Origin of the sequence: Desulfatibacillum aliphaticivorans DSM 15576 (assembly GCF_000429905.1) — a bacterium.
Taxonomy (GTDB): Bacteria; Desulfobacterota; Desulfobacteria; order Desulfobacterales; family Desulfatibacillaceae; genus Desulfatibacillum; species Desulfatibacillum aliphaticivorans.
In genome coordinates this window covers 95,355-119,920 of record NZ_AUCT01000011.1, presented here as the reverse complement: position 1 = coordinate 119,920, position 24,566 = coordinate 95,355, and the positions used below count along the sequence as shown (strand labels likewise).

17 protein-coding genes are annotated in these 24,566 nt (G+C 54.4%); 14 read left to right on the top strand and 3 right to left on the bottom strand.

Annotated features, from left to right (window positions below):
- Nucleotides 1-76 precede the first annotated feature (76 nt).
- From G491_RS0112480 to G491_RS30625, 7 genes are all read left to right on the top strand, one after another.
- Nucleotides 77-1,639, top strand: a complete 1,563-nt coding sequence (locus G491_RS0112480; protein WP_028314840.1) for an acyl-CoA carboxylase subunit beta — start codon at nucleotides 77-79, stop codon at nucleotides 1,637-1,639.
- A gap of 1,237 nt (nucleotides 1,640-2,876) precedes the next feature.
- Complete coding sequence (locus tag G491_RS0112470; RefSeq protein ID WP_028314839.1) at nucleotides 2,877-3,164, top strand: type II toxin-antitoxin system RelE family toxin; 288 nt, start codon at nucleotides 2,877-2,879, stop codon at nucleotides 3,162-3,164.
- Entirely contained in the window at nucleotides 3,136-3,492 is a 357-nt protein-coding gene (locus G491_RS0112465; RefSeq protein WP_028314838.1) for a helix-turn-helix domain-containing protein, read from the top strand. Before G491_RS0112470 ends, G491_RS0112465 begins: the two co-directional genes overlap by 29 nt.
- A gap of 228 nt (nucleotides 3,493-3,720) precedes the next feature.
- Nucleotides 3,721-4,761 carry a magnesium/cobalt transporter CorA gene (corA, locus tag G491_RS0112460; protein WP_028314837.1) on the top strand — a complete coding sequence of 347 codons (1,041 nt, stop codon included), beginning with the start codon at nucleotides 3,721-3,723 and terminating at the stop codon, nucleotides 4,759-4,761.
- A gap of 23 nt (nucleotides 4,762-4,784) precedes the next feature.
- Nucleotides 4,785-7,394, top strand: a complete 2,610-nt coding sequence (locus G491_RS36300) for a mechanosensitive ion channel domain-containing protein (RefSeq protein ID WP_248635385.1) — start codon at nucleotides 4,785-4,787, stop codon at nucleotides 7,392-7,394.
- An 84-nt stretch (nucleotides 7,395-7,478) separates the two neighbouring features.
- Entirely contained in the window at nucleotides 7,479-8,381 is a 903-nt protein-coding gene (locus G491_RS0112450) for a phosphoribosyltransferase (protein WP_028314836.1), read from the top strand.
- Complete coding sequence (locus G491_RS30625; protein ID WP_051327218.1) at nucleotides 8,378-9,340, top strand: DNA-processing protein DprA; 963 nt, start codon at nucleotides 8,378-8,380, stop codon at nucleotides 9,338-9,340. The genes G491_RS0112450 and G491_RS30625 overlap by 4 nt, the downstream gene beginning before the upstream one ends.
- 23 nt (nucleotides 9,341-9,363) lie before the next feature.
- Here the strand turns inward: G491_RS30625 and G491_RS33850 are convergent, their stop codons facing one another.
- Both G491_RS33850 and G491_RS0112435 read right to left on the bottom strand, forming a co-directional pair.
- Nucleotides 9,364-12,897 (bottom strand): response regulator, encoded by a 3,534-nt coding sequence (locus tag G491_RS33850; RefSeq protein ID WP_051327217.1) that lies wholly within the window; start codon nucleotides 12,895-12,897, stop codon nucleotides 9,364-9,366.
- 135 nt (nucleotides 12,898-13,032) lie between these two features.
- The gene (locus tag G491_RS0112435) at nucleotides 13,033-14,082 is read right to left on the bottom strand and encodes a TRAP transporter substrate-binding protein (RefSeq protein ID WP_028314835.1); all 1,050 of its coding nucleotides are present in this window, start codon (nucleotides 14,080-14,082) and stop codon (nucleotides 13,033-13,035) included.
- A gap of 475 nt (nucleotides 14,083-14,557) precedes the next feature.
- Here G491_RS0112435 and G491_RS0112430 point away from each other — a divergent pair, with 475 nt between their 5' ends.
- Nucleotides 14,558-15,874 carry a hypothetical protein gene (locus tag G491_RS0112430; protein ID WP_028314834.1) on the top strand — a complete coding sequence of 439 codons (1,317 nt, stop codon included), beginning with the start codon at nucleotides 14,558-14,560 and terminating at the stop codon, nucleotides 15,872-15,874.
- A 467-nt stretch (nucleotides 15,875-16,341) separates the two neighbouring features.
- On the opposite strand, the gene G491_RS30615 is transcribed toward G491_RS0112430, so the two are convergent.
- Nucleotides 16,342-16,734 (bottom strand): tetratricopeptide repeat protein, encoded by a 393-nt coding sequence (locus G491_RS30615; RefSeq protein ID WP_051327216.1) that lies wholly within the window; start codon nucleotides 16,732-16,734, stop codon nucleotides 16,342-16,344.
- A 390-nt stretch (nucleotides 16,735-17,124) separates the two neighbouring features.
- On the opposite strand from G491_RS30615, the gene G491_RS0112415 reads away from it, so the two are divergent.
- From G491_RS0112415 to G491_RS30610, 6 genes are all read left to right on the top strand, one after another.
- Nucleotides 17,125-17,355 carry a HypC/HybG/HupF family hydrogenase formation chaperone gene (locus G491_RS0112415; protein ID WP_012611138.1) on the top strand — a complete coding sequence of 77 codons (231 nt, stop codon included), beginning with the start codon at nucleotides 17,125-17,127 and terminating at the stop codon, nucleotides 17,353-17,355.
- Between the two features lie 18 nt (nucleotides 17,356-17,373).
- Complete coding sequence (gene hypF / locus G491_RS0112410) at nucleotides 17,374-19,647, top strand: carbamoyltransferase HypF (RefSeq protein WP_028314833.1); 2,274 nt, start codon at nucleotides 17,374-17,376, stop codon at nucleotides 19,645-19,647.
- Nucleotides 19,648-19,698: 51 nt separating this feature from the next.
- Nucleotides 19,699-20,802, top strand: coding sequence for a hydrogenase formation protein HypD (gene hypD / locus G491_RS0112405; protein WP_028314832.1), 1,104 nt, complete (start codon nucleotides 19,699-19,701; stop codon nucleotides 20,800-20,802).
- 70 nt (nucleotides 20,803-20,872) lie between these two features.
- The gene (gene hypE / locus G491_RS0112400; RefSeq protein ID WP_028314831.1) at nucleotides 20,873-21,883 is read left to right on the top strand and encodes a hydrogenase expression/formation protein HypE; all 1,011 of its coding nucleotides are present in this window, start codon (nucleotides 20,873-20,875) and stop codon (nucleotides 21,881-21,883) included.
- 25 nt (nucleotides 21,884-21,908) lie between these two features.
- Entirely contained in the window at nucleotides 21,909-23,153 is a 1,245-nt protein-coding gene (locus G491_RS0112395; RefSeq protein WP_248635383.1) for a M48 family metallopeptidase, read from the top strand.
- Between the two features lie 96 nt (nucleotides 23,154-23,249).
- Entirely contained in the window at nucleotides 23,250-24,146 is an 897-nt protein-coding gene (locus G491_RS30610; RefSeq protein ID WP_051327215.1) for an alpha/beta hydrolase, read from the top strand.
- Nucleotides 24,147-24,566: the final 420 nt, after the last annotated feature.

Genomic DNA, 24,566 nt, shown 5'->3' with positions numbered 1-24,566 from the left:
AACCGAACGATCGTTCGGAACAATCCGCGGGCTTAAGCCCCTTATAAATCAACGTAGAATCCGGGAGGTAATCGCTGTGGCCTTTGAAAAAGAAATGGAAAAACTGGCTCAAAAACGTGAACAAGCCCTTGCCATGGGAGGGCCGGACAAGGTCGCCAAGCAGCACGCCAAAGGCAGGTTGAGCGCCAGGGAGCGCATCGCCAAACTCCTGGATGAGGATTCCTTTTTTGAAGTGGGCATGTTCAATCATTCGGACATGCCGGGCATGGAAGACAAGACTCCCGCGGACAGCAAGATAGCCGGATACGGAAAAGTCGACGGCCGCCGGGTGATCGTCCTGGCCAACGATTTTACGGTCCTGGCGGCCACCACCAGCCGGGTGGCCGGCAAAAAGGAAACCGAGTTGAAGATTATGTCCGCCAGACGCGGCCATCCTCTTATATATCTGGGGGAATCCGGCGGCGCCCGCATGCCCGACATCATGGGCTCCAAGGGCCTGGCCTCCGTGGGCGGCGGCGGGATGGAAACCTTCTTATGGGCCATGAGCCGCGTCCGCCAGTCTCCCATGATCGCGGGAGTCATGGGCGAGTGCTACGGCATGCCCACCTGGATGGCCTGCCTTGCCGATTTTGTGGTGCAGGTGAAAGGCTCGGGCATGGGCGTTTCCGGCCCCCGGGTTTTGGAAATCGCTTTGGGCGAAAAGGTCACGGACGAAGAATTAGGCGGCTGGCAGGTGCACTCCAAGATTACGGGCATGGCCGACGCCGTGGCCGACAATGAGGAGCACTGTTTTGAGATTATCTCCAGGTTTCTTTCGTACATGCCCTCCCATAATGAAGAATTGCCGCCCATGGCGGAGGTTCCAGAAGGTTCGGGAGAGGAAATGGACACGATCCTGGATCTTTTGCCCGAAAAACGCAATCGCGCCTACGACATGCACAAGATTCTCAAACGCATAGTGGATAAGGACAGCCTGTTCCCCATCAAGGGGGATTTCGGCAAGACCGTCATCACCACCCTGGGCCGCGTGGACGGCCGGGTAGTGGGCTTTGTGGCCAACCAGCCTTCTTTCCAGGCGGGCGCCATGGATACGGACGGCATCGACAAGGTCATCAGCTTTTTGTGCCTGTGCGATTCCTTTAACATTCCCCTGGTTTTCCTGCACGACATCCCGGGCTTTTTGGTCGGGACCAGAGCGGAAAAGAACCGGGTTGCCGCACGCGTCATGAACTACATGAACGCGTTGGCCCTGGTCACGGTTCCCAAGATTTCCATCATCGTCCGCAAGACCTACGGCATGGCTTTCTGGAACATGTGCGGCTCCGGATGCGGCGCGGATTTTCTGGTGGCCTGGCCCACGGCGGAAATGAGCTTTGTGGACCCGCAAATCGCCGCCAACGTGGTCTTCGGCGGCAAAGAGCCTGAAACCAAGCAGGACAAGGAAAAATGGCAGGGCATGGTGGACTCCATGGTGGACGACGCCTCTCCCTTTGGCGCCGCCGGTATGCACACCATTCACGACGTCATCGATCCTGCGCAGACGCGCAATTACATCACCAAGGCATTGGACGTCTGCCTGGATTCCAAGAACGGCGGCGTCAGCGAACACAAGCTGGCCAACTGGCCCACCAAGTTCTAACGCCGACGCCTTTGTATTAATCGATCTTCCTGCAAAGCCCGCTTTCTTACCCGGAGCGGGCTTTGTCTTTTCGGGGCGAGGCAAATGGCTTTCGAGAATTTTTTCCGGCGTTCAAAGGTCAAACGTGGATTTGACCTCATTTATTCGCATGATGAAAATCCAAAATGTCGGGTCGCTGCGCACGGACGTCGTGCTTCTTGAATTTGGATGCGGTAAAGCAGCGTCCTTGGTATTCCGATGGGATTTCACAGCTTTGCGTGACCCGACCTACATAACAGCTTAAAATTTAAGGTGATTTTGTAGGTCGGGTCACGCGAAGCCATGTAGGGGGGATTGAAATCCAAAGGCCCCAGGCCCGCCGGGAATGATAAGGACTCCCCAAATCTCCATGCGGAGCGACCCGACAATTTGCCCTGCCCGTTCTTTGGATTGGCCGAAATTCCCCGATAAACGCACCACCGCCCAAACAGCCCGTCAGTGGGCAGCCCTGGCAGAGCCGTATCCTGCCAGGGCGCGCAAGCGCAAAAGGTGCGACCCGTTAGTTGAAAGAAACTATAGTATTCCTGCGGGCGAGTGTTCCATCCAAAACCAAAAAAAGGGATTCAACCAACGCCATACGCCCGCCGGCCATCCCTGATTTCCATAATCTTCCGGGCCGCGCCTTTTGGCCTCCGGCCCCAGGCATTGCATGCCCGGGCCACCCTGTTTAATGATCGGATTCGGTTAAATGCACTATCTCGGCGCCTATATGCAATGGGCCGTGACGGACCTATGATGTTGGGTTTCGAGTTATGCTTCTTGAATCTCGACTCCATTTTTTGGCAAGAACAGCCTTCCCGCAATTGGAAAATTTTCTGCACTCTCTACCCAACCTACTATTTTTACAGTAAAAGGCGTAGGTTGGGTTGAGCTTGCGAAACCCAACAAAATGCAGCGAAATCCCCAGCAAATTTGCCATCTCCCAAACAGCTCGTCATCCCTGCAATGGCGATCTGCTTCTTTTCAGGATCGCCCGCAAGCGGGGACCCAGTCCTTTTCTTATATATACAAGATGTCCCATATATGGGGCTTAGTGATTTGAAATATTGAGAGAAACGCGAGTAATATTGTCCGAAGCCCAAATGCTTTGTCAAAATGGCAGGGGGGCAGAGGCGAAGATAAAAATCGACCTGATTTGGCTACAGTTTAGGAGATGTTCGCAATACAGCATTGACAATATATCTATAGGAGGTATATTTTGGAGAAAACAGGCTGGGAGGTTTTCTTTTCCGGAAAGGCGAGAAAAGGCGCCGAAAAACTGCCCGGGCGGGCAAGGCAATCCTTGATCGCTCTTGTCCGGGATATTGAAGCCAACGGCCCTGCAGCCGCCGGGTGGCCTAATTACGGCAAGCTGTCCCAAGCCAGGCATCACTGCCATTTGAAAAAGGGTCGGCCCACCTATGTGGCGGTGTGGGAAGTTTTGGACAAGAGAATCCGCATTGTGGAGGTAATCTACGTTGGAACCCACGAAAAAGCGCCGTACTAAAAAGGCCTATGTTCCGATCCGGGCTGTCGGTCCCGCCGAGAACCTGGAGAAGGCCATGGAAGCCCTGGAGTCTCTGGGCTTTACGGAGGTGGAGGAATCCACGCCGTGGCGCGAGGTTTTTTCCGAATATTCCGACGACGAATTGCCGGGCTCCGTCCTGTCCGGCTTGCGTTACCGGGAAGGCCTCACCCAGAAGCAGCTATCCGACCTCACAGGAATCCCCCAAAGCAACATTTCCCAAATGGAGCGCGGCAAGCGCACCATCGGCAGGGAGCGGGCCAAACGCCTGGCCCAGGCCCTCAACGCCGATTATCGAACTCTTTTGTAAAGAATTGCGTCTCTATGTCATACGGATCAAAGGAGGGCTGTTCGTTTAATCTCCGCCATGTTCGACCGCCTTCCTCGTCACTGCCATCCTGATTTTTCCCTTGCCCGGGATTATATATCTTCGTAATATAATGGTTGAAAATCCGAAGCGTCATATTCGCCATACGGGATGGCGCCGTAGCCGCCTATGGCGCCGCTCCAAACTCTTTTAGCCGGGAATCGGAGGAACATGTTTAAAAATCGTGCGTCCAAAAAGGCGGGGCTGCCCCCCGGAACCATGGTCTATGTGGGAAAGGAGCAGGCCGGCGAGGCGACAGTCTCCATGATTCAATACTCGGAGCAGGAAGCGGAGGAAGTTTCCGTGGACGTCCGCAACCTGCAGATAGCGGTTCCTGAGAATAAGGATCGCGTTACTTGGATACAGGTGACCGGAGTGCATGACCTTGCCCTGGTGGAAAATCTGGGCAGGATTTTTGAGCTTCATCCCCTGGTGATGGAAGACATTGTGCACACCATGCAGCGCCTCAAGGTGGAGGATTACGGGGATTACATTTTCGCCGCCATGCGCGCCATGCATCCTTATGACGAACAGATCTGCCTGATCCTGGGGCCCGGCTATGTGATTTCCTTTCAGGAAAATCCCAGCCCTTTGTTTGATTCCATCAAAGAGCGGATCATGAAGGGGAAGGGGCGCATCAGGAGGTTGGGCGCCGGATATTTGTGCTATGCGCTTATGGACATCGTGGTGGACAGCCATTATCATGTGATGGAAAGCATTAACGAAAGATTGGAGGCGCTTCAGGAAAGCGCCCTGGAGGATTATTACGGCGAAACCATCCATGGCATTCATGCGCTGAAAGGCGAGGTATTCCGGTTGCGCAAGTCGGTCTGGCCGCTGCGGGAAATGATCGGGCGCATTCAAAGGAGCGATTCCGGGCTGGTTTCCAGGGAGGTTTCCGTGTTTTTCCGGGACGTCCTGGATCACGCCGCCCAATTGGCGGACACCGTGGAGAATTTCCGGGAAATGCTGGCAAGCATCCAGGACACCCAGCTTTCCAGCCTGAGCAATAAAATGAACGACGTGATGCGGGTGCTCACGGTCATTTCGACCATATTCATTCCCATGACCTTTTTGGCGGGCATATACGGCATGAATTTCAAATATATGCCCGAACTGGAATGGAAGGCGGCCTATCCCGTATTCTGGATTATCGTGATTATCATGGGCCTTGGAATGGTCTGGTGGTTTAAAAAGAAAAAGTGGCTGTAATCAAAGGTGATATGGTGAAAAGCATGATTGCCGGAAAAAATACTTTCCCTCGTCTTTTTTTCCTTGTTGGGGCGTTTCTATCGTTCATTCTGATGGGTTTTCTGGTCTGTCCCGGGGCGGCTTTATCCGGCCCCAATGACGAAGACTCCGCCTTAACAGCTCCTCCGGAAGGCCTGATTGCGACAAAGCCTTCCATCTATGCAGATATGCAGGAAAATATAGGCAAAAGCCAAAAGGAGGTTAAGGCGGAGCGGGAGATGTATAAGGCGCGCCTCACAGCTCTCAAGGACCTGGAGGACGCCAGCCAGTCCGAGCTGAATTCCTATCGCCTTCAATTGGCCGCTTACGAGCAGGTGCTGCTGCTGGACGACGCCCATGTCAACGACTTGCAAAAACTCTATTCCGGCCAGCGCATCGCCTCCTTTAACATTTCCTCCCGCCTGAAAGAGCTCAGGGAGGAAATGGCCAAATACTCCAACGCAAAAAGGCAGGCCCAGGAGCACTTGAGAAGATGGCGGGAGCAGCGCCAGACCCTCGCCAACCAGGCGGGACAGGGAAATCAGGCCGTCGCTCCTCCTTTGGACGAACTGGACGCGTTGCTGGAAAGCCTGGGCGCCCTGGAGTCTTTACTCCAGGAGATAGAAGGGATTTATAACGGCCGCATCGCCTCTTTTGAAGAGGTGAACAACGCCTTTTCCGACTTTTTGCAGCAATTACGAGACAGGTCGGCCCGAACCAAAAACCTGGACGTCTTTCAGAAATCCTCCCCGTTCAGGAGCGTCATCGGCTTTCAGACGCTCTGGGGGGAGCTGGGCGAACTGGCGTTCAAGATTAAGCATCCTTTTCAACAGGAGTATTGGAGCCAAGTGGTCCCTGGAGGCGCACAATTCGTCGTATGGTCAGCGGTGCTTTTTTTCTTTTTCACGCTTGGTTTTGCATACTTGATAGGCCGAAGAGCGCGTAAAATGCTGGACAGCCGGAAGGACGGCATCAACAGGGAGCGGCAAAAGTGGAGCTGGACCGGAATGTGTCTGGTTAATCAAAGCGTGATTCTCGTCTGCCTTATTCTTTTCCTGTTCGGATACGAAAAGATCCATGCCTCCTGGCCTTCCATAACCACTCTTAAGGCGGTTAAAGCGTCCCTGATCGTCTGGCTGGTCACGGGATGGGCGATCTGCCTGGCTCGCATGACTCCGGAACTGCTTTCCTTTTCCATCCCCTTTGACAAGTTTGAAAAAATGGCCAAGATGCTGCGATTTCTTTTGATCGTCTATGCCGTCCTTTGGTGGAATTCGGGCGTGGAAGGCGGCCTGGCCGTGCTCGGCAGGGTAGTCATCGCCGTTTGCGTTATGATTTGGGCGGGCTTGTCCTGGCGATGGACCGTGCGAACCAAAGGCGTGCACGCCGTGGCCAAAGGCCTGGCCCTGACAGGACTTGGAATAGCCCTGGTCGCTCTGATTGCGGAATTTCAGGCCTACGCCTATTTTGCCCATTACTGGCTGGCCTCCTGGGGACTGACGGTCTGGACGGCGCTGGGCGCCTTCGCCTCCTTCGGCGTGCTCCATGAGTGGCGCCTCCAGATCAGGGAGCATGAAAAAAGCGTTCAGGAAGAGCAAAGCGCGGACTCCCGGCCCGTGCGATGGCTTACCATGCGCATGGGCCTTCTGGGCTGGTTTATGGCCGGGTGCTCCCTGCTGTTCGCGGCCTGGGACGTGGATCGTAAAGCCTTTGCCGTGATTTTTGACGTTATCAGCCGTGAAATTGTCATTGGCAGCATTAGCATCAGCATCCTGGGGATTTTGTACGCCGTCCTGGCTCTCTGGTGCACCCACGCCCTCGCCCGGGTGTTCGCCGACCTCTTCAGGAACAAGTTCCTGGCGGACAGCGGCCTGGAGACCGGTTTTCAGGAGTCCCTGACCACCCTGGCTTCCTACGCCATCTGGACCATAGGCATCCTGCTTTCCCTCTCCCTGTTGGGGGTCAGCAGCACGTCCATGGCGGTCGTCTTCGGCGCTTTGGGCATCGGCCTCGGTTTCGGGCTGCAGGCCATATTCAACAACTTCATGTCCGGCCTGATTCTTTTGTTCGAAAGGCCCATCCAGGTGGGGGACATCCTGGAAGTCAACGGAACCTGGGGCGAGGTCAAGAAAATCAACGTCCGCTCCACCGTGGTGCAGACCTACGACAACGCATCCCTCATCATCCCCAATTCCGACATGATCAGCAACCAGGTGACCAACTGGAGCTTCAAAGATCCCAAGGTGCGACGCAATCTTTACGTGGGCGTGGCGTACGGCTCGGACATCGTCCTGGTCCGGGACACCCTCCAGGAAGTGGTGGACAAAAATCCCAGGATCTACAAACGCCCCAAACCGGACGTCCTGTTTACGGATTTCGGCGACAGCTCCCTCATGTTCCGGGTGCGGTTCTGGACCCATGTGGATTATTTTTTGTCCGTGGAAACCGAACTGCGCTTTGAAATCGACCGCCTGTTCCGGGAGCGCAAGATCGAAATCCCCTTTCCCCAGCGCGACCTGCACATCAAAACCGCGGCGGCGTTTAAAGCGATTGATAAGGATAAACTTGAAGACCATAATGAAGGGGTCACTATGACCGATAAAAAATCTGAATAAAATGACAGTTTGAAAATGAGTGTCTTTTGTCGACTCTTTGCGATGTGTGTCTGTTCCTAATTTTGATGCTTAAGGAGAAGGGTGATGGACCTTGATGCCATGCAATATGGGTTTTCCTCTGCCAAAGGGAATACTCCTAAAATTGTTCGCTCCAGAGATCGTTTAGACAGGTATCATTTGAATTTTCCCAGTGAGGATGGCAGTTATTCTTTTTACTTGAAAAAGGATACTTATCCGCAGTTGTTTCAACTGCACCATGGAGACATTGTAGAAAAAGCAGACTGTGGCTGGCATGGGACCAAAATGAAGGGCCTTCGATTTAGAACCTTGTCTGATATGCATCAGGAAATCATATCGAAATGGTGCCTAAGGTTTAACCGGTATGTTTTAATTGGCTTGAATAAACATATTGAGAACGCTTTTAAAAATGAATTGGATTTTTGTATGGCGCTGGATTTTCATGTTGATAAGAAAAATGACAAGCGGACAAAAATAGGGGAGGCAGAGTACTGCATAAAGTACCATGAATTGGATTTGCCTATTGCGGCCCGAAACGATGCAAAGACGTTTCTATTTAAGGAGATGCTTCAAGGCTTATCTGACCTGCCCCCGACAAAGAACTCCCCCATGGTATCCACCATTCCTTCTAATGAACAAGGAAAGAAAAAACTGGCTTGGCGGATAGCAGAAGCACTGGCCAAGGAAAAATCTCTGGACTTTGTCGAGGCGAATCTTCTCTGTGAAAGACAGAGCCTCAAAGGTATAGGCATCAGCGAAAAAATTCCAGTTTGGGATTCCATTTATAAACGTAAAGAGTGTATAAAGGTATCTCACGATGTGGCGGGCGCCTCGGTGGTTGTCATAGACGATCTTTATATGTCAGGTGTGACAATTTGGAGTTATGCTAAATATTTAAAATCACTTGGGGCTGCCCAGGTACTGGGACTAGTTTTAGTAAAGTCCTTGAAAGATACTGGCTATCAATGAATACAGAGATCCTACAGTTTTTATTGGGAAAGGGAGCGGGCGAGGCGGCCTTGAGTAAGCTGTGCCGTTTAGCTGCGCAAGAAGGGCATTCCCATGCGATTTCTGTATGTAATTCCCCAAAAAGGCTCATTGCTGAACTGGGTTTAAAGCCGTCGGTAGCGGATAATGTAATTAACGCTCGACCGGATGCTATGCAACTTGCCAATGAACTGGAGAGAAAGAGTATTGAGGTCCTGTGGATAGGGGGGCCGCACTATCCCGAACGGCTAAATACTATCATGGGCAAAGCCTCCCCGCCGGTCTTGTTTATCCAGGGAAATAGAAATTTGCTGGACGACAAGTCAGTCGGTTTTTGCGGTTCCCGAAAAGCCTCTGATAAAGGAATTCGGATAACCGAACAATGTTCTCAACAGCTTGTCGAAAAGGGCTTTTGCGTGGTGAGCGGATATGCCCATGGCGTGGATATGGCGGCCCACAAAACAGCGTTGGAGTGCGGGGGAACCACTATTATCGTTTTGGTGGAGGGGATATTGCGGTTTCAGGAAAAAGCTCCTGTTAAGAACTTATTATCTAATGGGAATCATTTAATAATTTCACAATTTTCTCCAAGGATAACTTGGAATGGCGGAAACGCAATGAAACGCAATGGGACTATAATCGGGTTATCTGACGCCATGATTTTAGTCGAGTCTGGAAGCAAAGGAGGAACCTTTGCCGCTGGCGAAGAAACGTTAAAGTATAACCGGCCGCTTTTTGTCATCCACTATGCAGAGCCTGGGCCTTCGGCTGAGGCCAACGAGTACTTTATGCAAAAGGGGGGAATTCCGGTGCGGGGCAATAGAGAAGGAATTCCCAATTTAAAGAATGTGTTGGAGATTGCAGAGCAGCAATCCTGGCGGTTTTATTCTAATAATTCCGATTTAAATCAGGAGCAAAAGCACCTTCCTTTTGATGCTTGACCCCCTTACTAATACCCAATTCGTTAAACTATCTGCACCCGGTCCAGATAGATGCGCATTTTTTCCATGCATTCCTTGATGACGTCCAGGTTGCTGGTGGAGGCGGCATCTTTGATCATGGCGCCGATTTTCTGGGCCTCCTCCAGCCCCAGGGCCTTGCTTTGGTCTCGCATTTCCCGGCCCACCTGGCCCGCCTGCTTAAAATCCCCGGCCACGGCAAAGTCCAGCAGATCCTGCATGGTGACGGGCAGAGTTTTTAAATAATGGGCGGCCATGTCCGCCAGTTCCGGGTCCACCCAGGCCAGGATGGGCTCGTCTCCGGCGGGGAAGAAAACCTCGCCAAACATGTTCAGGTCTTCGGGGATGGCGGCCCTTCCTCCTATGATTTGATTCAGGATGGAGGCGATGAGGGCCTTTTTCTTGACCGGTTTGGCCAGGTAGGAGTTGGCGCCGGCCTCCAGGCATTTGGTCTCGTCGTCCTTGCTTGCAAAGATGGTGGTGGCGATAATGGAGGCCCGCACATTGCGGTGCTCCTGCTCCCATTCGCGAATTTTGCGGATGGTCGTGTACCCGTCCATGACCGGCATCTGGATGTCCATGAGCACCAGATCGTATTTTTTGGATTTGAACTTGGCCAGGGCGCGCTCCCCGTTTTCCGCCATGTCCATGTGCCAGGGCGTATCCTTAAGATAAGCGCGGATGACGAACCGGTTGGTTTCCGAATCCTCCACCAGCAGGATGTCCAGGGGAGGCAGGGTCTGGCCGGATTCTTCGGCCATTTCCGCCTGTTTGGTGGCTTTGTTTATGATTTCCAGCAGGGACGCCCGATCAATGGGCTTTTGCACAAAGTGGCTGATTCCCGCTTTGACGGCCCGGGCCATAACGTCCGGGTGGGGGCTTTCCTTAAGCATGAGTATGCAGGCCGGGCACAGGTGCTCCATTTTCACCTGGGCGGCGGTTTCCACCCCGTCCATGCCGGGAATGTCCTGGTCCACGATGATCAGATCGGCCTGCTCCGGTTGCATCCAGGTTTCCTTCAGCAGGTCGATGGCTGAGGGGCCGTCTTCGGCGCCGGTCACACGCGCGCCCCACATGTTGAGGACTTCCCGCAGGGTTTCCAGGTTTTCGGGGTCCTGGTCCGCCACGATGACGGACAGGCCTTTGAGCGGGGAGACCCTGGTGAAAAGGCCGGAGCCCTTGTCCTGCACCCCGAAGCACGCGGTAAAGCAGAAGGTGCTGCCCTGTTCCAGCTTGCTGGAAACCGTAAAGTCGCCCTTCATCATTTCCACGAGTTTGCGGGAGATGGAAAGTCCTACGCCCGTGCCTCCGTAATGATGAAAATCCACGTCGTTGTCTTTGGCCATATGATCGAATAAAGAGGCCAATCGCTTGGAAGGAATGCCGATTCCCGTGTCTGAAACGCAGAACTCGATGACCGCCTGACCGTCCTTTTTGTCGCCTTCCGCAGCGTCTCTTACCGTGACCACCACCTCGCCTTTTTCCGTGAATTTAACGGCGTTCTGCATGAGGTTGTTCAACACCTGCCTCAGGCGGTAGGGGTCTCCAAGCAGGTGGATCGGGGTCTTGGGCGAAACGCTGCACGCAAGCTCCAGATTTTTCTCATGGGCTTTTTCCGCCATGGTTTCACAGGCTTTTTCGACCAATTCCAACAAGTTGAAAGGAATGGTCTCCAGCTTGAGGCGCCCGGCGTCCACGCGGGAAATATCCATGACGTCGCTCACAAGGCTCAGCAGCTGTTCGTTGGCCGATTTCATGAGCTTGATGTATTGGGCTTGCTGCTGGGTCAGGCCGGTTTCATTCAGCAACTCGGTCATGCCGATGATGGCGGTCATGGGGGTGCGCATTTCGTGGCTTAAGGCGGCCAGAAAGCGGTTTTTTTCCTGATTGGCGGCCACGGCCTGATTTTTCGCCAATATGGCGGCCTCGTGCTGTTTGCGCTCTTCAATGTCCTCCAGGCTGCCCTCCAGCATGAGGGCGCCGGTCTCTGTATTTTTCACCAGCGTTGCGGAGATGGATCCCCAGGCCAAAGACCCGTCTTTTTTGTTAAACTGCAGCTCCATTCCCGCAACCTTGCCCCTGGCCTCCAGTTCCGACCTGAAATCGCTGTACTCTTCCGGGCTGAAAAAAATCTCCCGGACGCCCGGCCCCAGTTTTTGCAACAGCTCCACGGGGGAGTCATAGCCGAGAATTCGGGCCATGGCCGGATTGACGGAAATAAAGGAGCCTTCGGAAGCGCACTGAAACAGGCCTTCCTGGGCGTTTTCAAAAATTCCGCGGAATTTTTTCTCCGCGCTTTTTATCTGTTCAATGGCGGTTTTTTCCGTGGTGAAGTCAATGGCCATGCCTTCCACGGACTCGCCTTTATCGGTCAGGCGTGCGGACAGGCGAATCCAGAAAGCGCTGTCATCCACCTTTTTGAACAAGGTCTCGAAGTGCTCCACATCTTCCAGGGAGGCCAGCCTTTCCCTCAGCCTTTCATAATCCGCAGGATCGGCGTAGCGGTCCGGCCCTAAAACAAGGCCTAAAACCTCCTGGCTGGTCTTATAGCCCAGCATGCGTGCAAAACGGGTGTTGCAGGCCGTAATCCCGTCATTTTCGAACCGGGTTTTAAAAAGGCCCACATGGGCGTTTTCGTACAGCCTTTGATAATTGTCCTCGCTTTGGTCCAGGGCGTCCTGAGCCTCTTTGCGCTCCTGGACTTCAATCTGGATTTTATCCTCGGCCCGGGACAGCTTTTCCGACATGGCGTTGAAAGCGCGGGCAAGTTCACCGGTTTCGTCCTTCGCCGTTTCCTCGGCGCGGTGGGAAAGGTCTCCCTGGCTGATGGCCCTGACCGCCCTGGTCAGTCCTTCAATGGGCGCCGCCAGCTTTCTGCCCATGATCAAGCCCAGGAACCCGGCAAGCACCACGGAAAGCCCGAAAACCCCCAGCGCGGTTTTTAAAAAGCTGCGCTGCCGGGCAATGATGCTGCTGGCGGCCACGTCCATGGCCAGAATTCCGGCCACCTCCCCCTGCGAGCTGAAAAAGGGCGCATATCCCTTAAGCCATGTCCCGGATTCATCCGTATACAGTCTTTTGGAAACCACGGGCATCTGCAACGGCTCCCCATTACTGACAAGCTGGGGATGGGGGGAATTGTAAGGCGTGTTGGGAAGGATAGCGTCCCCGTCCCGGCCCCCGCCGTCCACGGCATAGACCAGATTGCCCTGAGGCGTGATGTTCAATGTATAGATGTGGCGCACGTCGGCGCCCCGGGCGCGGATGGATTGCAGAAGCCCTTTGATTTTCTTATAGGACGTTTTATTAACGCTTTCAGGAGACCGGATGGAGGCGTGGTGGTCCCCATCAAGCTGAAGCGCCGCGATGGACACGGTGTCCAACAAGCGCTGCTCTATGTTCTCTCGAAGCTGATTGCTTACGTTGAAATACAGAGCCAGGGTTAAAATGCCGGAAACAACGATAGCCACGGCTGCAAAGCCTAAGGCCAGCTTGGGGCCTAAGCCGTTGGAGCCTTTTTTTTCAACAAAACCGTTCATTAAAACAATCCGTTATCGAGTCTGGCAAAAAAACAAATAGAGCGGGCAAGGGCAGAGTGGTTCCATTGTATGCCAGGCGCGGCCAATCGTAAAGCTTTTTCATGGGTTAGCAAGGGGTTCCGGGCCGAGGCAGGCTTAGGACCGGCCTTCCCTGAACTCTTGCAGCAACTCCATGATTTGATCCAGCACGTCTTCCGGGAAATCCTCGCCCGAGGCTTTGTCCCAGGAGGTCATGGCTCTCTTTTTGAGCTCCTCCCTGACGGCGGGGCTCATCTGAGACTCTTTCACGCCGTATTTTAAGATGGCCTGCAGGCTTTTGGCGTTGGCGTCCCGGGTGTTGTTTATAAAGTCCCGCAAAGACGTGCTCCGGGTGGCTTCAATGCGTTTTTGATGCCCGGGCGGCAATTGGTCCCATGTCTTGGAGGCGATAACCAACAGGCCCGGGGCGTAACGCACTTTAAGGGTGTTGACGTGGGTGAACAAGGTGTATGTCTGGCTGCCCACGACCCACACGGAAGGGGCGATGACCGTGTCCACAATGCCCTGGCGGAGCGCGGAAGGCACTTCCGGCCCGTTCACCGGAACCGGGCTGGCGCCTAAGGAGTCCAGGAATTTCTTCTCCAAAGGGCCGTACCAGGCCACGAATCGGGCTTTTTGGAAATCCTTGATGGTTTCCAAAGGGTATTTCATGGAATAGCACTGGTCAAAATCCTGCTCAAACCAGTATACCAGCTTGAATCCATGGTCCTGGGCGTAGGAGTCGAACACGGGATACATTTTGTCCCGGACGAAATCCACTTCGTCATAATTATTGAACAGAAAAGGAAGCTCCACCACCGTCAGCTCCGGGCAGGCCATGACCGCGCCCTGGCCCGTAATGGCCCCGGCGTCCAACTGCCCGATGCGCATTTTCTTGATGTAGTCCTCTTCATCGCCCATGATGCCGCCGTAATAGGTCTTAAAGGCGATTTCATCGTTGGAGGCCTTTATGATGCCCGGTTTGAGCGTGTTTTCCCATTCCATGGCCCAGCCGATCCCCTTGGGCGCCAGGGTCGCCAGCTTCAAATTGTATTTGGCTTCTTGGGCATAGGACGCTCCCGCCGTAAACGCCGTCGCCAAAAATACTAGGGTCAATACGTGTATACAGAAAAAACTCTTTGAAATCATATTATATTTGTTTCTCATACATCCCCCCGTTGTTGTTTAAGGGACAGGCAAAAACCCCTCTGTCACATGCTGCTTGATCGCCTGACGAAAAAAAACAGAAACAGAGCCAACAGTTGTTGCATGATGCTGAAAAAAATTTATTCAGGAATAACAAATCGAACGTGGAAAAGCAAACCGGAGCGCCGCAAAAGGGCGAATGCCCAAGAGGCGCGGCGGCTTGGCGCTTTGGCTTAAAATAAAGCTTGCCGTCAAAGGATGATCATGATTACTATAAAAAATACCACTTAACCCATAGTATGATAATCTGAACAAGGTTTTATCTTCGGCGGCTCCTCTATCTAAAGACACCTGGTTAAGGAATTCCTATGTTTGAATACTCGTGCTTGCCCTGGGCTGATTGATTCGCGTGGATATTCAATCCTCAATTTTTCTTTTTACAAGGCGGATGGAAAAATGAACCCACAATTTTTATCAATGCTTGGAGGAAATGAAAATGAAAAGTAAAAGATTGGCGCTGTTGATTGTCGCCGCCATCCTTCTGTTGGTTTTGGGATGCGATCTGGAAAAAAAAGAGTTGGAAGAGGTGGCCAAGGATTGGTGCATGACCATCCGGGCCAGCCAGGTAATGCCTATTTATCCTTTAAGCGAGGACGTTCAGCCGGGAGACGTGTTCCTGGTGAAAACGCCCATATCGGAGCAGGTGAAGCAGTGGGGGGAGAAAGGCTATATTCCCCTGGATCTGTCCATTGCAAGGCTGCAAGGGCTGAATTACGAAGAATATTATAAGGATGCTTATTGGAAAGGCGACTACGCAGAGATTCCCCACGACAGACCCCAGCCGAAGGAAGATGAAGCGCAAAAAGAGGGGGATGATAAGGGCGTCAAGGCGCCCGCCAAGGCAAAAAAGGGCGGGGGCGCCCAAGCTGCGCAAAAACAGGTGGAAGCGCCCCGGGCGGCTTTCCCAGGATACAGCTTTCGGGTGAAGCAGGGGCAGTCCATGGCCCTGGCCCTCCCCATCGAGGGGATTCCTTTTTCATTAAGCCTAATGAACGCCTCGGACGTGCGGGGCTCCGTCTCGCTGCTGGACGCCCGGACCTACGGGGTGGACGGCAATGAAGTGTTGAAAAAGCTCAATGTATGGTGGGAAAATGAAGCGCAGGATTCCCTTAAACTGGTGCCTAAACAGATGGACCAGCCCGTTTATTTGAGGGTCGTCACCCGGGTTTTTTATGCGCACCAGCTTAAAGTGGAGCTGTTTCGGACCAAAGGCTTCGGCGCGGGCGTGGAAGGGGGAAAGGAAACCCCGGATAACACGATTTTTGAATTGGCGGTGGCTGATCCGGACAGCCTCACCGAGAAGAAGTTGGAAGCCACCCAAAAAACTTATGATAAACTGCTCAAAACCTTGAGCGACCAACTGGGGGGAGGCCTCATTCCCGGAGGCAGCGCCAAGTTTGTGCAGGCGAGCCAGAGGTCGGTGGGCATGGTTCAGTCTTTTGATGAACCTCTTGTAATTGGCTACAGAGGGTTTGATGTTCAGATTTTCAAGAGCGGCAACCTTAGCGCTCCTATCCCCACTTTTGCCCTTTTCGATGAAAGCGGCTTGGACGAGGCCTCTTTTTTGGATATTAATGAATCCTATTACAACTGGCTGGTCAGGGGTAACAATTATTCCAAAATGGGCGAGTGGCTGCAAGGCAACGGCTATAATATCGACCCGGCAGACCTTTATAGAAGCGGACAAGATAAAATTCTCGAAAAGGCTGACGAACATCTTCATTTCAATGAGTTAAGCAATGCTCCCGAATAAAGGGAGGACGCTGCCAAGGTGTCGGAGCAATGCTTAATTTTACAAAAGGAGGATAGTATGTTGCCTTCGCAAAAGAAAGACGTTTCTCGCAATGAAGTACATAAAAGAGTAAGGTTGATGTTGCTGAACGAAGAAGTTGGCGACGTCACATGCCAGGAGCAGCCTGACGGCAAGTACACTGTCACCCCCCACCCCAAAAAGGAAGGTTAAGGGGGCCTGAGGCTCAGGCACGGGTTTGTTCTATGAAGCGGATCGGTTGATTCCTTAGCCGGGCAGCCTTTCTTGGGATAGCTGCGCCTTGTGGAAGCAATTGCGGAGAGCATCGGGGGGCTATTTCTTTTCGGTTCAGGCAAGGCGGCATTTTTTGGCGGCAGCGGAGCCAGGAGTGATTTTAACGCGAAACCCGGCGCCTCCCGGTTATCAATTGGTAATGAACGTTTCCACTAAATAGAAATTCAGGAACCTGACTAATCCTGCACCACGGGCGCCCATTCTCCGGCCAGGGCGTTCGCCTCGGCCAGTTGCTCCTCCGTCATTTTTGGAGTCAACTGATCCAAAAGGGCCTGGGCATTGGGATAGCCCATATCCTTTGCAATCAGGAACAACTTGCAGCCTTCCACAAAATTTTTGGGAATGCCCCTGCCGTTAGCATGCAGCAGGCCCAGGCGCACCACCCCGCCCATATCCCCTGCTGACGCCGCCTTTTCGTACCAGCGGGACGCTTCCAGATAATTCTTGGGCACGCCTTGCCCGTTTTCGTACATCATGCCCAGCAGGCGTTGGGCTTCGGGGTGACCCTGCGCCGCCAGATTCTTATAGCTTCTGAAAGCCTGCGCATACATATAATGAGGGTTTTTCATTAAGGGCTCCTTGGATCCTAGTTCCCACAAAACTTATTTACTGCCGGCCGGGTTGTCAAGCGGCCGGGGCCGGGAGGATGATAAAGAAGGCTTTTCCGTTTTCAAAAAGGCGCGGACTTCCGGCGGGTCGCCAGGGCGTGGGGCCGGACGAACTTGTTCCATTTTTCACATATATTACCAGCGCTGTGTGCCAATAACGCCTCAATCGGGCGTTTACAAAGGCCCCGGTTTTTCCTCCCGGACAATATGTCGTGCAATAACACTATGTTTATGCTACGGTATAAAAATAGGCCCCATAGGCAGTCCGTGCGCTTTAAGCCTTTTACTATATAAAGCAAGGGGGGCGGCCGGTTAACCCGCTGCCGTAAAGGGGGCCGGGAAAATACACCAATGTGCTTGGCAATACCTTCGAAAATTGTAGACATCCAGGGCGTAGTGGGAACCATTGATCTGGAAGGGGTCACCCGAACCATCAATATGGCCCTGCTGGAAAACGCCCGGGTGGGAGATTATGTGCTGGTCCATGCCGGATTTGCAATCAGCGTGATCGATGAAGCGGAAGCGGCGCAGTCCCTGGATTTAATTCGCGAACTGGCGGAAGCCTCCTTAGCGGAAGGCTGACAAACCGACGGGTTTTGCATGGCCAAAACCATAATAGCTAAAGAGATAGCCGTGGGCGGCATTGTCCAGGGTATTGGCTTTCGCCCCTTTATCTATCAACTGGCCGAACGTTTCGGCCTGACGGGGGAGGTGTCCAATACCTCCGCAGGAGTGCATATTCTCCTGGAAGGCTCTCCCCAGGGCATGGACGGCTTCCTCCGCGACCTCCAGGCCAGGCCGCCTGCTTTGGCCGTTCTCACCAGGGTGGAAGCCCAGGAAACCGCCCCCAGGGGATTCACCCGATTCACCATTACAAAAAGCGAGGCGGGCCCGGCCAGGGCTACGCTGATTTCCCCGGACGTGTCCATTTGCCAGGATTGCCTGAAGGAACTCTTCGATCCCGCAGACAGGCGATACCTTTATCCGTTCATCAATTGCACCAATTGCGGCCCCAGATACACCATCATAAACGACATCCCTTACGACCGCCCCAAGACCAGCATGGCCGGGTTCACCATGTGCCCGGACTGCCAGGCCGAATACGACGACCCAGCCGACAGGCGCTTTCACGCCCAGCCCAACGCATGTCCGGTCTGCGGCCCCAAAGTGGAGTTGCTGGACAACCAGGGCCGGCCGGTCTCTTGCCGGAATCCGTTGGCCAGGGCCGGAGAGTTGTTGAAGCAAGGGCGCATCCTGGCAATCAAGGGCCTGGGCGGATTTCATCTGGCCGCGGACGCAGGAAATTCCCAGGCTGTCAGTCTGCTGCGCCAACGCAAGCTCAGGGAGGAAAAGCCCCTGGCCGTAATGGTCCTCGATGTGGATGCGGCGCGGGAATTGGCGGAGGTCGGCCCAGAGGAAGTGGCCTTGCTCACGGGATTTCGCAGGCCCATCGTATTGCTGAAAAAACGGGCTCCCGAGGCTCTGGCGCCGGAAGTCGCGCCGTCCAATCGGAACCTGGGGGTCATGCTGCCTTACACGCCCATGCACTATGTGCTCATGCAGCACGGCCCGAATGCCCTGGTCATGACCTCGGGCAATCTGAGCGAAGAGCCTATCTGCATTGACAACCAGGACGCGTTAAATCGCCTTGGGAATATCGCGGATTTTTTTCTGGTGCATAATCGGGACATCTACCTGCGCTCCGACGATTCCATCGTGCGGCGCGGGGCCGGAGAAACCCGGTTCATCCGCCGCAGCAGGGGATACGTCCCCACGCCGGTGTTTTTGAAAAACAAGGCCCCGCATATTCTCGCCTGCGGGGCTTTGCTCAAAAACACGGTTTGCCTCACAAGGGGGGATCAGGCTTTTGTGAGCCAGCATGTGGGGGACCTGGAAAACCTGGAGACCCTGGAGTTCTTCCGTCTGACCATCGACCATTTAAAGCGCATTCTGGACATAGAACCCCAGGCGGTCGCCCATGATATGCACCCGGACTATCTGAGTACGGTTTTCGCCAAGGAGTTGGGCCTTCCCCGGGTGGAAGTCCAGCATCATCACGCCCACATTGCGTCGTGCATGGCGGAAAACCAGGTCGAGGGCCAGGTCATCGGCGTGGCTCTGGACGGAACCGGCCTGGGAACGGATCGCGCCATCTGGGGCGGAGAGGTATTGCTTTGCGGGATGAAGGATTTTCATAGGGCGGCCCACTTGTCCTATACGCCCATGCCCGGCGGAAATAAAGCGGTCAAGGAGCCCTGGCGCATGGCCGTCAGCCATCTAAAAGGGGCGTTTGGCAAGGCTTTTCTGGACATTAGGCTCCCTTTGTTGGATACTGTAAGTTGCACCGGGATCCAAACAATCGATCAAATGATCGACCGGGCCATCAATGCGCCTCTTACATCCAGCACAGGACGTCTTTTTGATGCGGTCGCCGCCATTACGGGGTTAAGGTTTAACGCCTCGTATGACGGACAGGCCGCCATGGAACTGGAAATGGCTGCCGACCCTCGGGCGGACAAGCCTTATGAATGGGCCGTAACTGGCGAGGATCCCATGGAAATATTAACCGCTCCCATCATTCGGGGGGCGGCTTTGGACGTGGAAAAAGGCAGGCCGACCGCCGAAGTCGCCGGACGATTTCATGCCAGTTTGATTCAAGCCTTCGCCCATGTCTGCCAAGTCCTGCGGACGCAAACCGGCGTTCGTCAGGTCGCCCTGTCAGGAGGTTCGTTCCAGAACGCCCTGCTGCTAAGCGGCCTGATCCGGGAGTTGGAAAGCCGGGGCTTTAAAGTTTTTACTCATAAGATTTGTCCGGTCAATGACGGAGGCCTCAGCCTGGGCCAGGCCATGGTTGCCGCCGCATCCATAACCTGATACCATAGACGTCACATTTCTTTGGCTGGATGATTCAAATAAGGGGGAGCCATGTCTTATCAAAACCTGGATTCATTTAGGGATCCTGAAGTAGCAAAAACCTTGTCCGGCCTCATTGCGGAGTCCTGCCAGAGCCCCATGCGAATTATGGAGGTCTGCGGAACCCATACGGTATCCATATTCCGCAACGGCATTCGCGACATGCTGCCCGAAGACATCACCTTGGTTTCCGGCCCCGGCTGCCCGGTCTGCGTCACCGATCAAAAGGAAATCGACGACTTCATCCAGCTTGCAAGGAAGAAAAACGTCATTCTGGCCACTTTCGGCGATTTAATGCGGGTGCCCGGCACCCAGTCCTCCCTGCAAAAGCAGCGCGCCCAGGGCCGTAAGGTGAAAGTGGTGTATTCCGCCTTTGACGCCCTGACCCTGGCCGCCCAGAATCCTAAAAAGAAAATCGTTTTTTGCGGCGTGGGATTTGAAACCACGGCGCCGACCGTGGGCGCCTGCATCCTGGAAGCCGACAGGCAAGGTTTGAAGAATTTTTTCATATACTCAGCTCACAAAACCGTGCCCCCGGCCCTGGACGCCTTGATGTCCATGGATACGGTCATTGACGGCTTTATGATGCCCGGGCACGTTTCCGTGATTATCGGCGCTGACGCCTACCTGCCCCTGGTGGAGAAGTTTTCCATCCCCTGCGCCATCGCCGGGTTTGAACCCAACGATATTCTGGCCTCCATCCTCACCTTGGTGCAGCAAAAGGAAGCCGGAGAGTCCAAACTGGAAAACACCTATTCCAGGGCCGTCTCCCCGGTAGGCAATAAAAAAGCCCGAGAGGTTATGGAGCAGGTTTTCGATAGGGTGGACGCCTCCTGGAGGGGATTGGGCGTCATACCCGGAAGCGGTTTGTCCATCCGGGAGGAGTATGAACGCTTTGACGCGTCCAAGGCCTTTGAACTGCCTCCGGCCCGGTCGGCCGCTCCCAAAGGCTGCATCTGCGGCGCCATTCTGACCGGCAAAAAAATCCCCCCCCAATGCCCGAAATACAAGATCGAATGCACTCCCACAGACCCTTTGGGCCCGTGCATGGTGTCCTCCGAAGGCACATGCGCGGCGTATTACCGGTACCACGGGGCGATCACCAAGGTCTATTGATCCTCCCGCGGCGAACTACGTACGGCCCATATTATTGACGGTTAAACTTGTCGACCAAAGAAAGAACACCATGAAAGATCAAAGCATCCTTTTGGACCATGGAAGCGGCGGCAAACTTTCCAACGAACTGATCAACAGCATCTTAATGCCCGCCTTTGACAACGCCATCCTGGAAGCCCAGGAAGACGGCGCCATCATACCGGTCAACCAGGGCAGGCTGGCCTTTTCCACCGACACCTTTGTGGTGGACCCCATTTTCTTCCCCGGCGGCAATATCGGCGATCTGGCCGTCCACGGCACGGTGAACGACGTGGCCATGTGCGGCGGCGTGCCCCAGTACCTGAGCGTGGGCCTGATCATCGAAGAAGGCTTTGAAATTTCCCAGCTCAAGATAATCGTGGCGTCCATGGCAAAGGCCGCTGCGGCCGCCGGAGTCAGGATCGTCACCGGGGACACCAAGGTGGTTCCCAAAGGCGCCTGCGACAAGATTTTCATCAACACCTCGGGCTTCGGCTTTATTCCGGACGAAATAAACCTCAGCGCCTCCCTGGCCAAGCCCGGAGACCGGATCATCCTGAGCGGAAACATGGCCGACCACGGCGTGACCATCCTCACGCAAAGGGAATCCCTGGAGTTTGACGCGCCCATTCAAAGCGATTCGGCGGCCCTCAATACAATGACCGCCGCCATGCTTAAGGCCGCCCCCGGCATCCACGTGCTGCGGGACCCCACGCGCGGCGGGGTGGGGACCACCCTGTGCGAAATCGCCAAAAAATCCAACATCGGCATGAAAATCCGGGAAAAAGACCTGCCCGTGGATCAGTCCGTCATGGGCGTGTGCGATCTGTTGGGCCTGGACCCCCTGTACGTGGCCAACGAAGGCAAGCTCCTGGCAATCGTCCCGCCGGAGCAGGCCGAGGCCGCCCTGGAAGCGTGCAAACAAGACGTCCACGGCAAGAAGGCCCGCTTCATAGGCGAGGTGGTCGCCGATCATCCGGGGCAGGTGGTTATGCAGACGGCCATCGGCGGCGCCCGCATGGTGGACATGCTCACCGGCGAGCAGCTTCCGAGAATTTGTTAACGCTAAATTTAAAAATTGTGGAAAAGTGTTGAACTCCTACGCCTGGATCATATTGATTTTCGTATTGCTGGACTACGCCCTGGGCGCCGCGGCCGGCGTGTTGAACCTGAAAAACATCCGGGACGAACTGCCCGAGGAATTCGCCGACGTCTGGGATAAGGACCGTTACGCCAAGTCCCAGCAATATCTGGCGGCGACCACCCGGCTGGGCTTGGTTTCCTCCACCGTTTTATTGGCTGTTTTGCTTGTTTTCTGGTTTGCAGGCGGATTCAATTTTGTGGACGCCTTGGCCCGGGGCCTGGGCTTTGGGCCGACCCTTACGGGGCTTGCCTATTTCGCTTTTCTGGCGGCGCTGAGCAATATGGTATCCACAGGGTTTTCCTTGTACTCCACCTTTGTGATCGAAGAACGCTTCGGATTCAACAAAACCACCCTCAAGACGTTCATCCTGGATCGAATCAAAATCGCCGCCCTGGCCTGCATATTAGGCGGGCCCATTATAGGCGGCATCCTGTATTTTTTGGGCCATGCAGGCCCCAACGCCTGGCTGTATTGCTGGGCCGGGGTGACGGTGTTCATCCTGTTCATCCAAATGGTCGCGCCCACGTGGATCATGCCTTTGTTCAACAAGTTCCTGCCCTTGGAAAACCAGGAGCTCAAGCAGGCGGTGCTGGATTATACCGATAGCGTGGACTTTCCCTTGGAAAATCTGTTCATGATGGACGGCTCCAAGCGTTCGTCCAAGTCCAACGCCTTTTTTGCGGGATTTGGAAAAAGGCGGCGCATCGCCCTGTTCGACACCCTCATAGAAAAGCACACCATCCCGGAACTGGTGGCCGTGGTGGCCCACGAGGTGGGGCATTACAAGAAGAAGCACATCCTGACCAACATGGTCATCAGCATTCTGCACCTGGGGCTCATGTTTTACCTTCTGTCCCTGTTCATCTCCCGGCAAGGATTGTTTGACGCTTTTTTTATGGAACAGGCCTCGGTTTACGCCGGGCTGCTTTTTTTCGGGCTTTTGTATACGCCGGTGGAAACCATCCTGGGCCTGGGCCTTGGCATGCTTTCCCGCAAGAACGAATACGAAGCCGACCGCTTTTCCGTGACCACCACGGGCGATCCCCAGGCCATGATCAATGCCTTGAAAAAGCTGTCCCGGGATAACCTGAGCAACCTGTGGCCTCATCCCTTTTATGTGTTTCTTGCTTATTCCCACCCCCCGGTTCTGGAGCGCATCCGGGCTATTAAGCAGATTGAAATTCATTAACCGTCCGATGAAATGACGCGTTGCGTTAACGCCTCCGATGTGCTATAGATCCCAATCGCAGGCCATTGATTCCCGCCTGTACGACTCGGAGGAAAAATGCAAGATCATCCCATCCATGGCAAGCCCGGCCCGCTGGGCAGAGTTCTTTTCAGCACACATCCCGTCAATATTTCGTTTCACCGGATAGGATTGGAAAGCGGCAGTGCACTACTTAACCTGCCTGCAGGAACCCAGGTCCGGCCCTTCGCCCCCGCGGGCGTCCCGGCCAGTTATATCTCGGGGCATGGAGACGCCAAAGGCCGCAAAATTCTGTACCTTCACGGCGGAGGCTATATGGTGGGATCCCGCCGCACCCATAAATCCTTGGCCGCCTATCTATCCAAAATCGCCAAGGCCGAATGCGTCCTGCCCGACTACCGCCGGGCGCCCGAGCATCCTTTTCCCGCGGCTCTGGAAGACGTCTACGCTGTGTACCTGGCCATGCTGGATCAGGGGATCGACCCCCAATGCATCGCCCTGGCCGGAGATTCCGCCGGCGGCGGCCTGACCGCAGCTCTGCTTCTGGCTCTCAAGGCCATGGGAAAGCCCCTGCCGTCCTGCGCTTATTTGATGAGCCCTTGGGTGAACCTGGCGGACAATGATCTGCATTTCAAGGCTCCTTTTACCAAACGCACCGACATTGCGGACTGGTTTTGCCATTTCATGTCCCATATGTACGTGGGGCAGTGCGACCCGGCCCATCCCTTTGTCTCGCCAGTCTTCGGAGACTTTCAAGGCCTGCCGCCCCTGTTTGTGACCGTGGGGAAATACGAGCCTTTGTGCAGACAAGCAGAGGAGTTGGCGGAAAGAGCGCAAATGGCCGGGGTGGACGTGACCTTCAAGCCCTATCGCAGCTACGTCCATGTGCTGCAAGCCCTGGCGCCGTTTTCAAAAAGAATCCACGGCCTTCTCGCCAAAGGCGGCGACTTCATTCACGAGCATTGTCCGGCCTAAACAGTGCAGTCTCTGCCTACCAGGCTTCTCGTTCCCATGCTTCGCGTGGGAATGAATATTTAACATTTTGAAATCAAAGCTGTTTCGGGCATCGGCGATGCAACAATAAACCGCCGAAGATATTGGGTGGCCGCGGCAGGGCAGTATCCTGCCGGGGCGCGATAGCGCATTTGGTTCGACCCCTCGGTTGATAGAATCCACCGATGCCATGCGAATGGAAAAGTTGTCCAAAACCAAACAAAAGTCGTAATTCAATCAACTTAATGCGTCCGCCGAACAGTCCCAATTTCTATAATTTATTCGGGCCGCGCCTACTGTTGCTTCGCAACACTGGCAGCAAACTACGCTGCCAGCGCCACCCTAAGATCCTATTCTATCAGCATTGCATGCCGCGGCTGGGGCGGCATTTGTCACTGAGAT

What these genes read in the sequence shown, in the direction of transcription:
- corA (WP_028314837.1), top strand. Translation starts at nt 3,721, where the DNA reads ATGTTTAAAAATCGTGCGTCCAAAAAGGCGGGGCTGCCCCCCGGAACC.
- G491_RS36300 (WP_248635385.1), top strand. Translation starts at nt 4,785, where the DNA reads ATGATTGCCGGAAAAAATACTTTCCCTCGTCTTTTTTTCCTTGTTGGG.
- G491_RS0112450 (WP_028314836.1), top strand. Translation starts at nt 7,479, where the DNA reads ATGGACCTTGATGCCATGCAATATGGGTTTTCCTCTGCCAAAGGGAAT.
- G491_RS30625 (WP_051327218.1), top strand. Translation starts at nt 8,378, where the DNA reads ATGAATACAGAGATCCTACAGTTTTTATTGGGAAAGGGAGCGGGCGAG.
- G491_RS33850 (WP_051327217.1), bottom strand. Translation starts at nt 12,897, where the DNA reads ATGAACGGTTTTGTTGAAAAAAAAGGCTCCAACGGCTTAGGCCCCAAG.
- G491_RS0112435 (WP_028314835.1), bottom strand. Translation starts at nt 14,082, where the DNA reads ATGAGAAACAAATATAATATGATTTCAAAGAGTTTTTTCTGTATACAC.
- G491_RS0112430 (WP_028314834.1), top strand. Translation starts at nt 14,558, where the DNA reads ATGAAAAGTAAAAGATTGGCGCTGTTGATTGTCGCCGCCATCCTTCTG.
- G491_RS30615 (WP_051327216.1), bottom strand. Translation starts at nt 16,734, where the DNA reads ATGAAAAACCCTCATTATATGTATGCGCAGGCTTTCAGAAGCTATAAG.
- G491_RS0112415 (WP_012611138.1), top strand. Translation starts at nt 17,125, where the DNA reads ATGTGCTTGGCAATACCTTCGAAAATTGTAGACATCCAGGGCGTAGTG.
- hypF (WP_028314833.1), top strand. Translation starts at nt 17,374, where the DNA reads ATGGCCAAAACCATAATAGCTAAAGAGATAGCCGTGGGCGGCATTGTC.
- hypD (WP_028314832.1), top strand. Translation starts at nt 19,699, where the DNA reads ATGTCTTATCAAAACCTGGATTCATTTAGGGATCCTGAAGTAGCAAAA.
- hypE (WP_028314831.1), top strand. Translation starts at nt 20,873, where the DNA reads ATGAAAGATCAAAGCATCCTTTTGGACCATGGAAGCGGCGGCAAACTT.
- G491_RS30610 (WP_051327215.1), top strand. Translation starts at nt 23,250, where the DNA reads ATGCAAGATCATCCCATCCATGGCAAGCCCGGCCCGCTGGGCAGAGTT.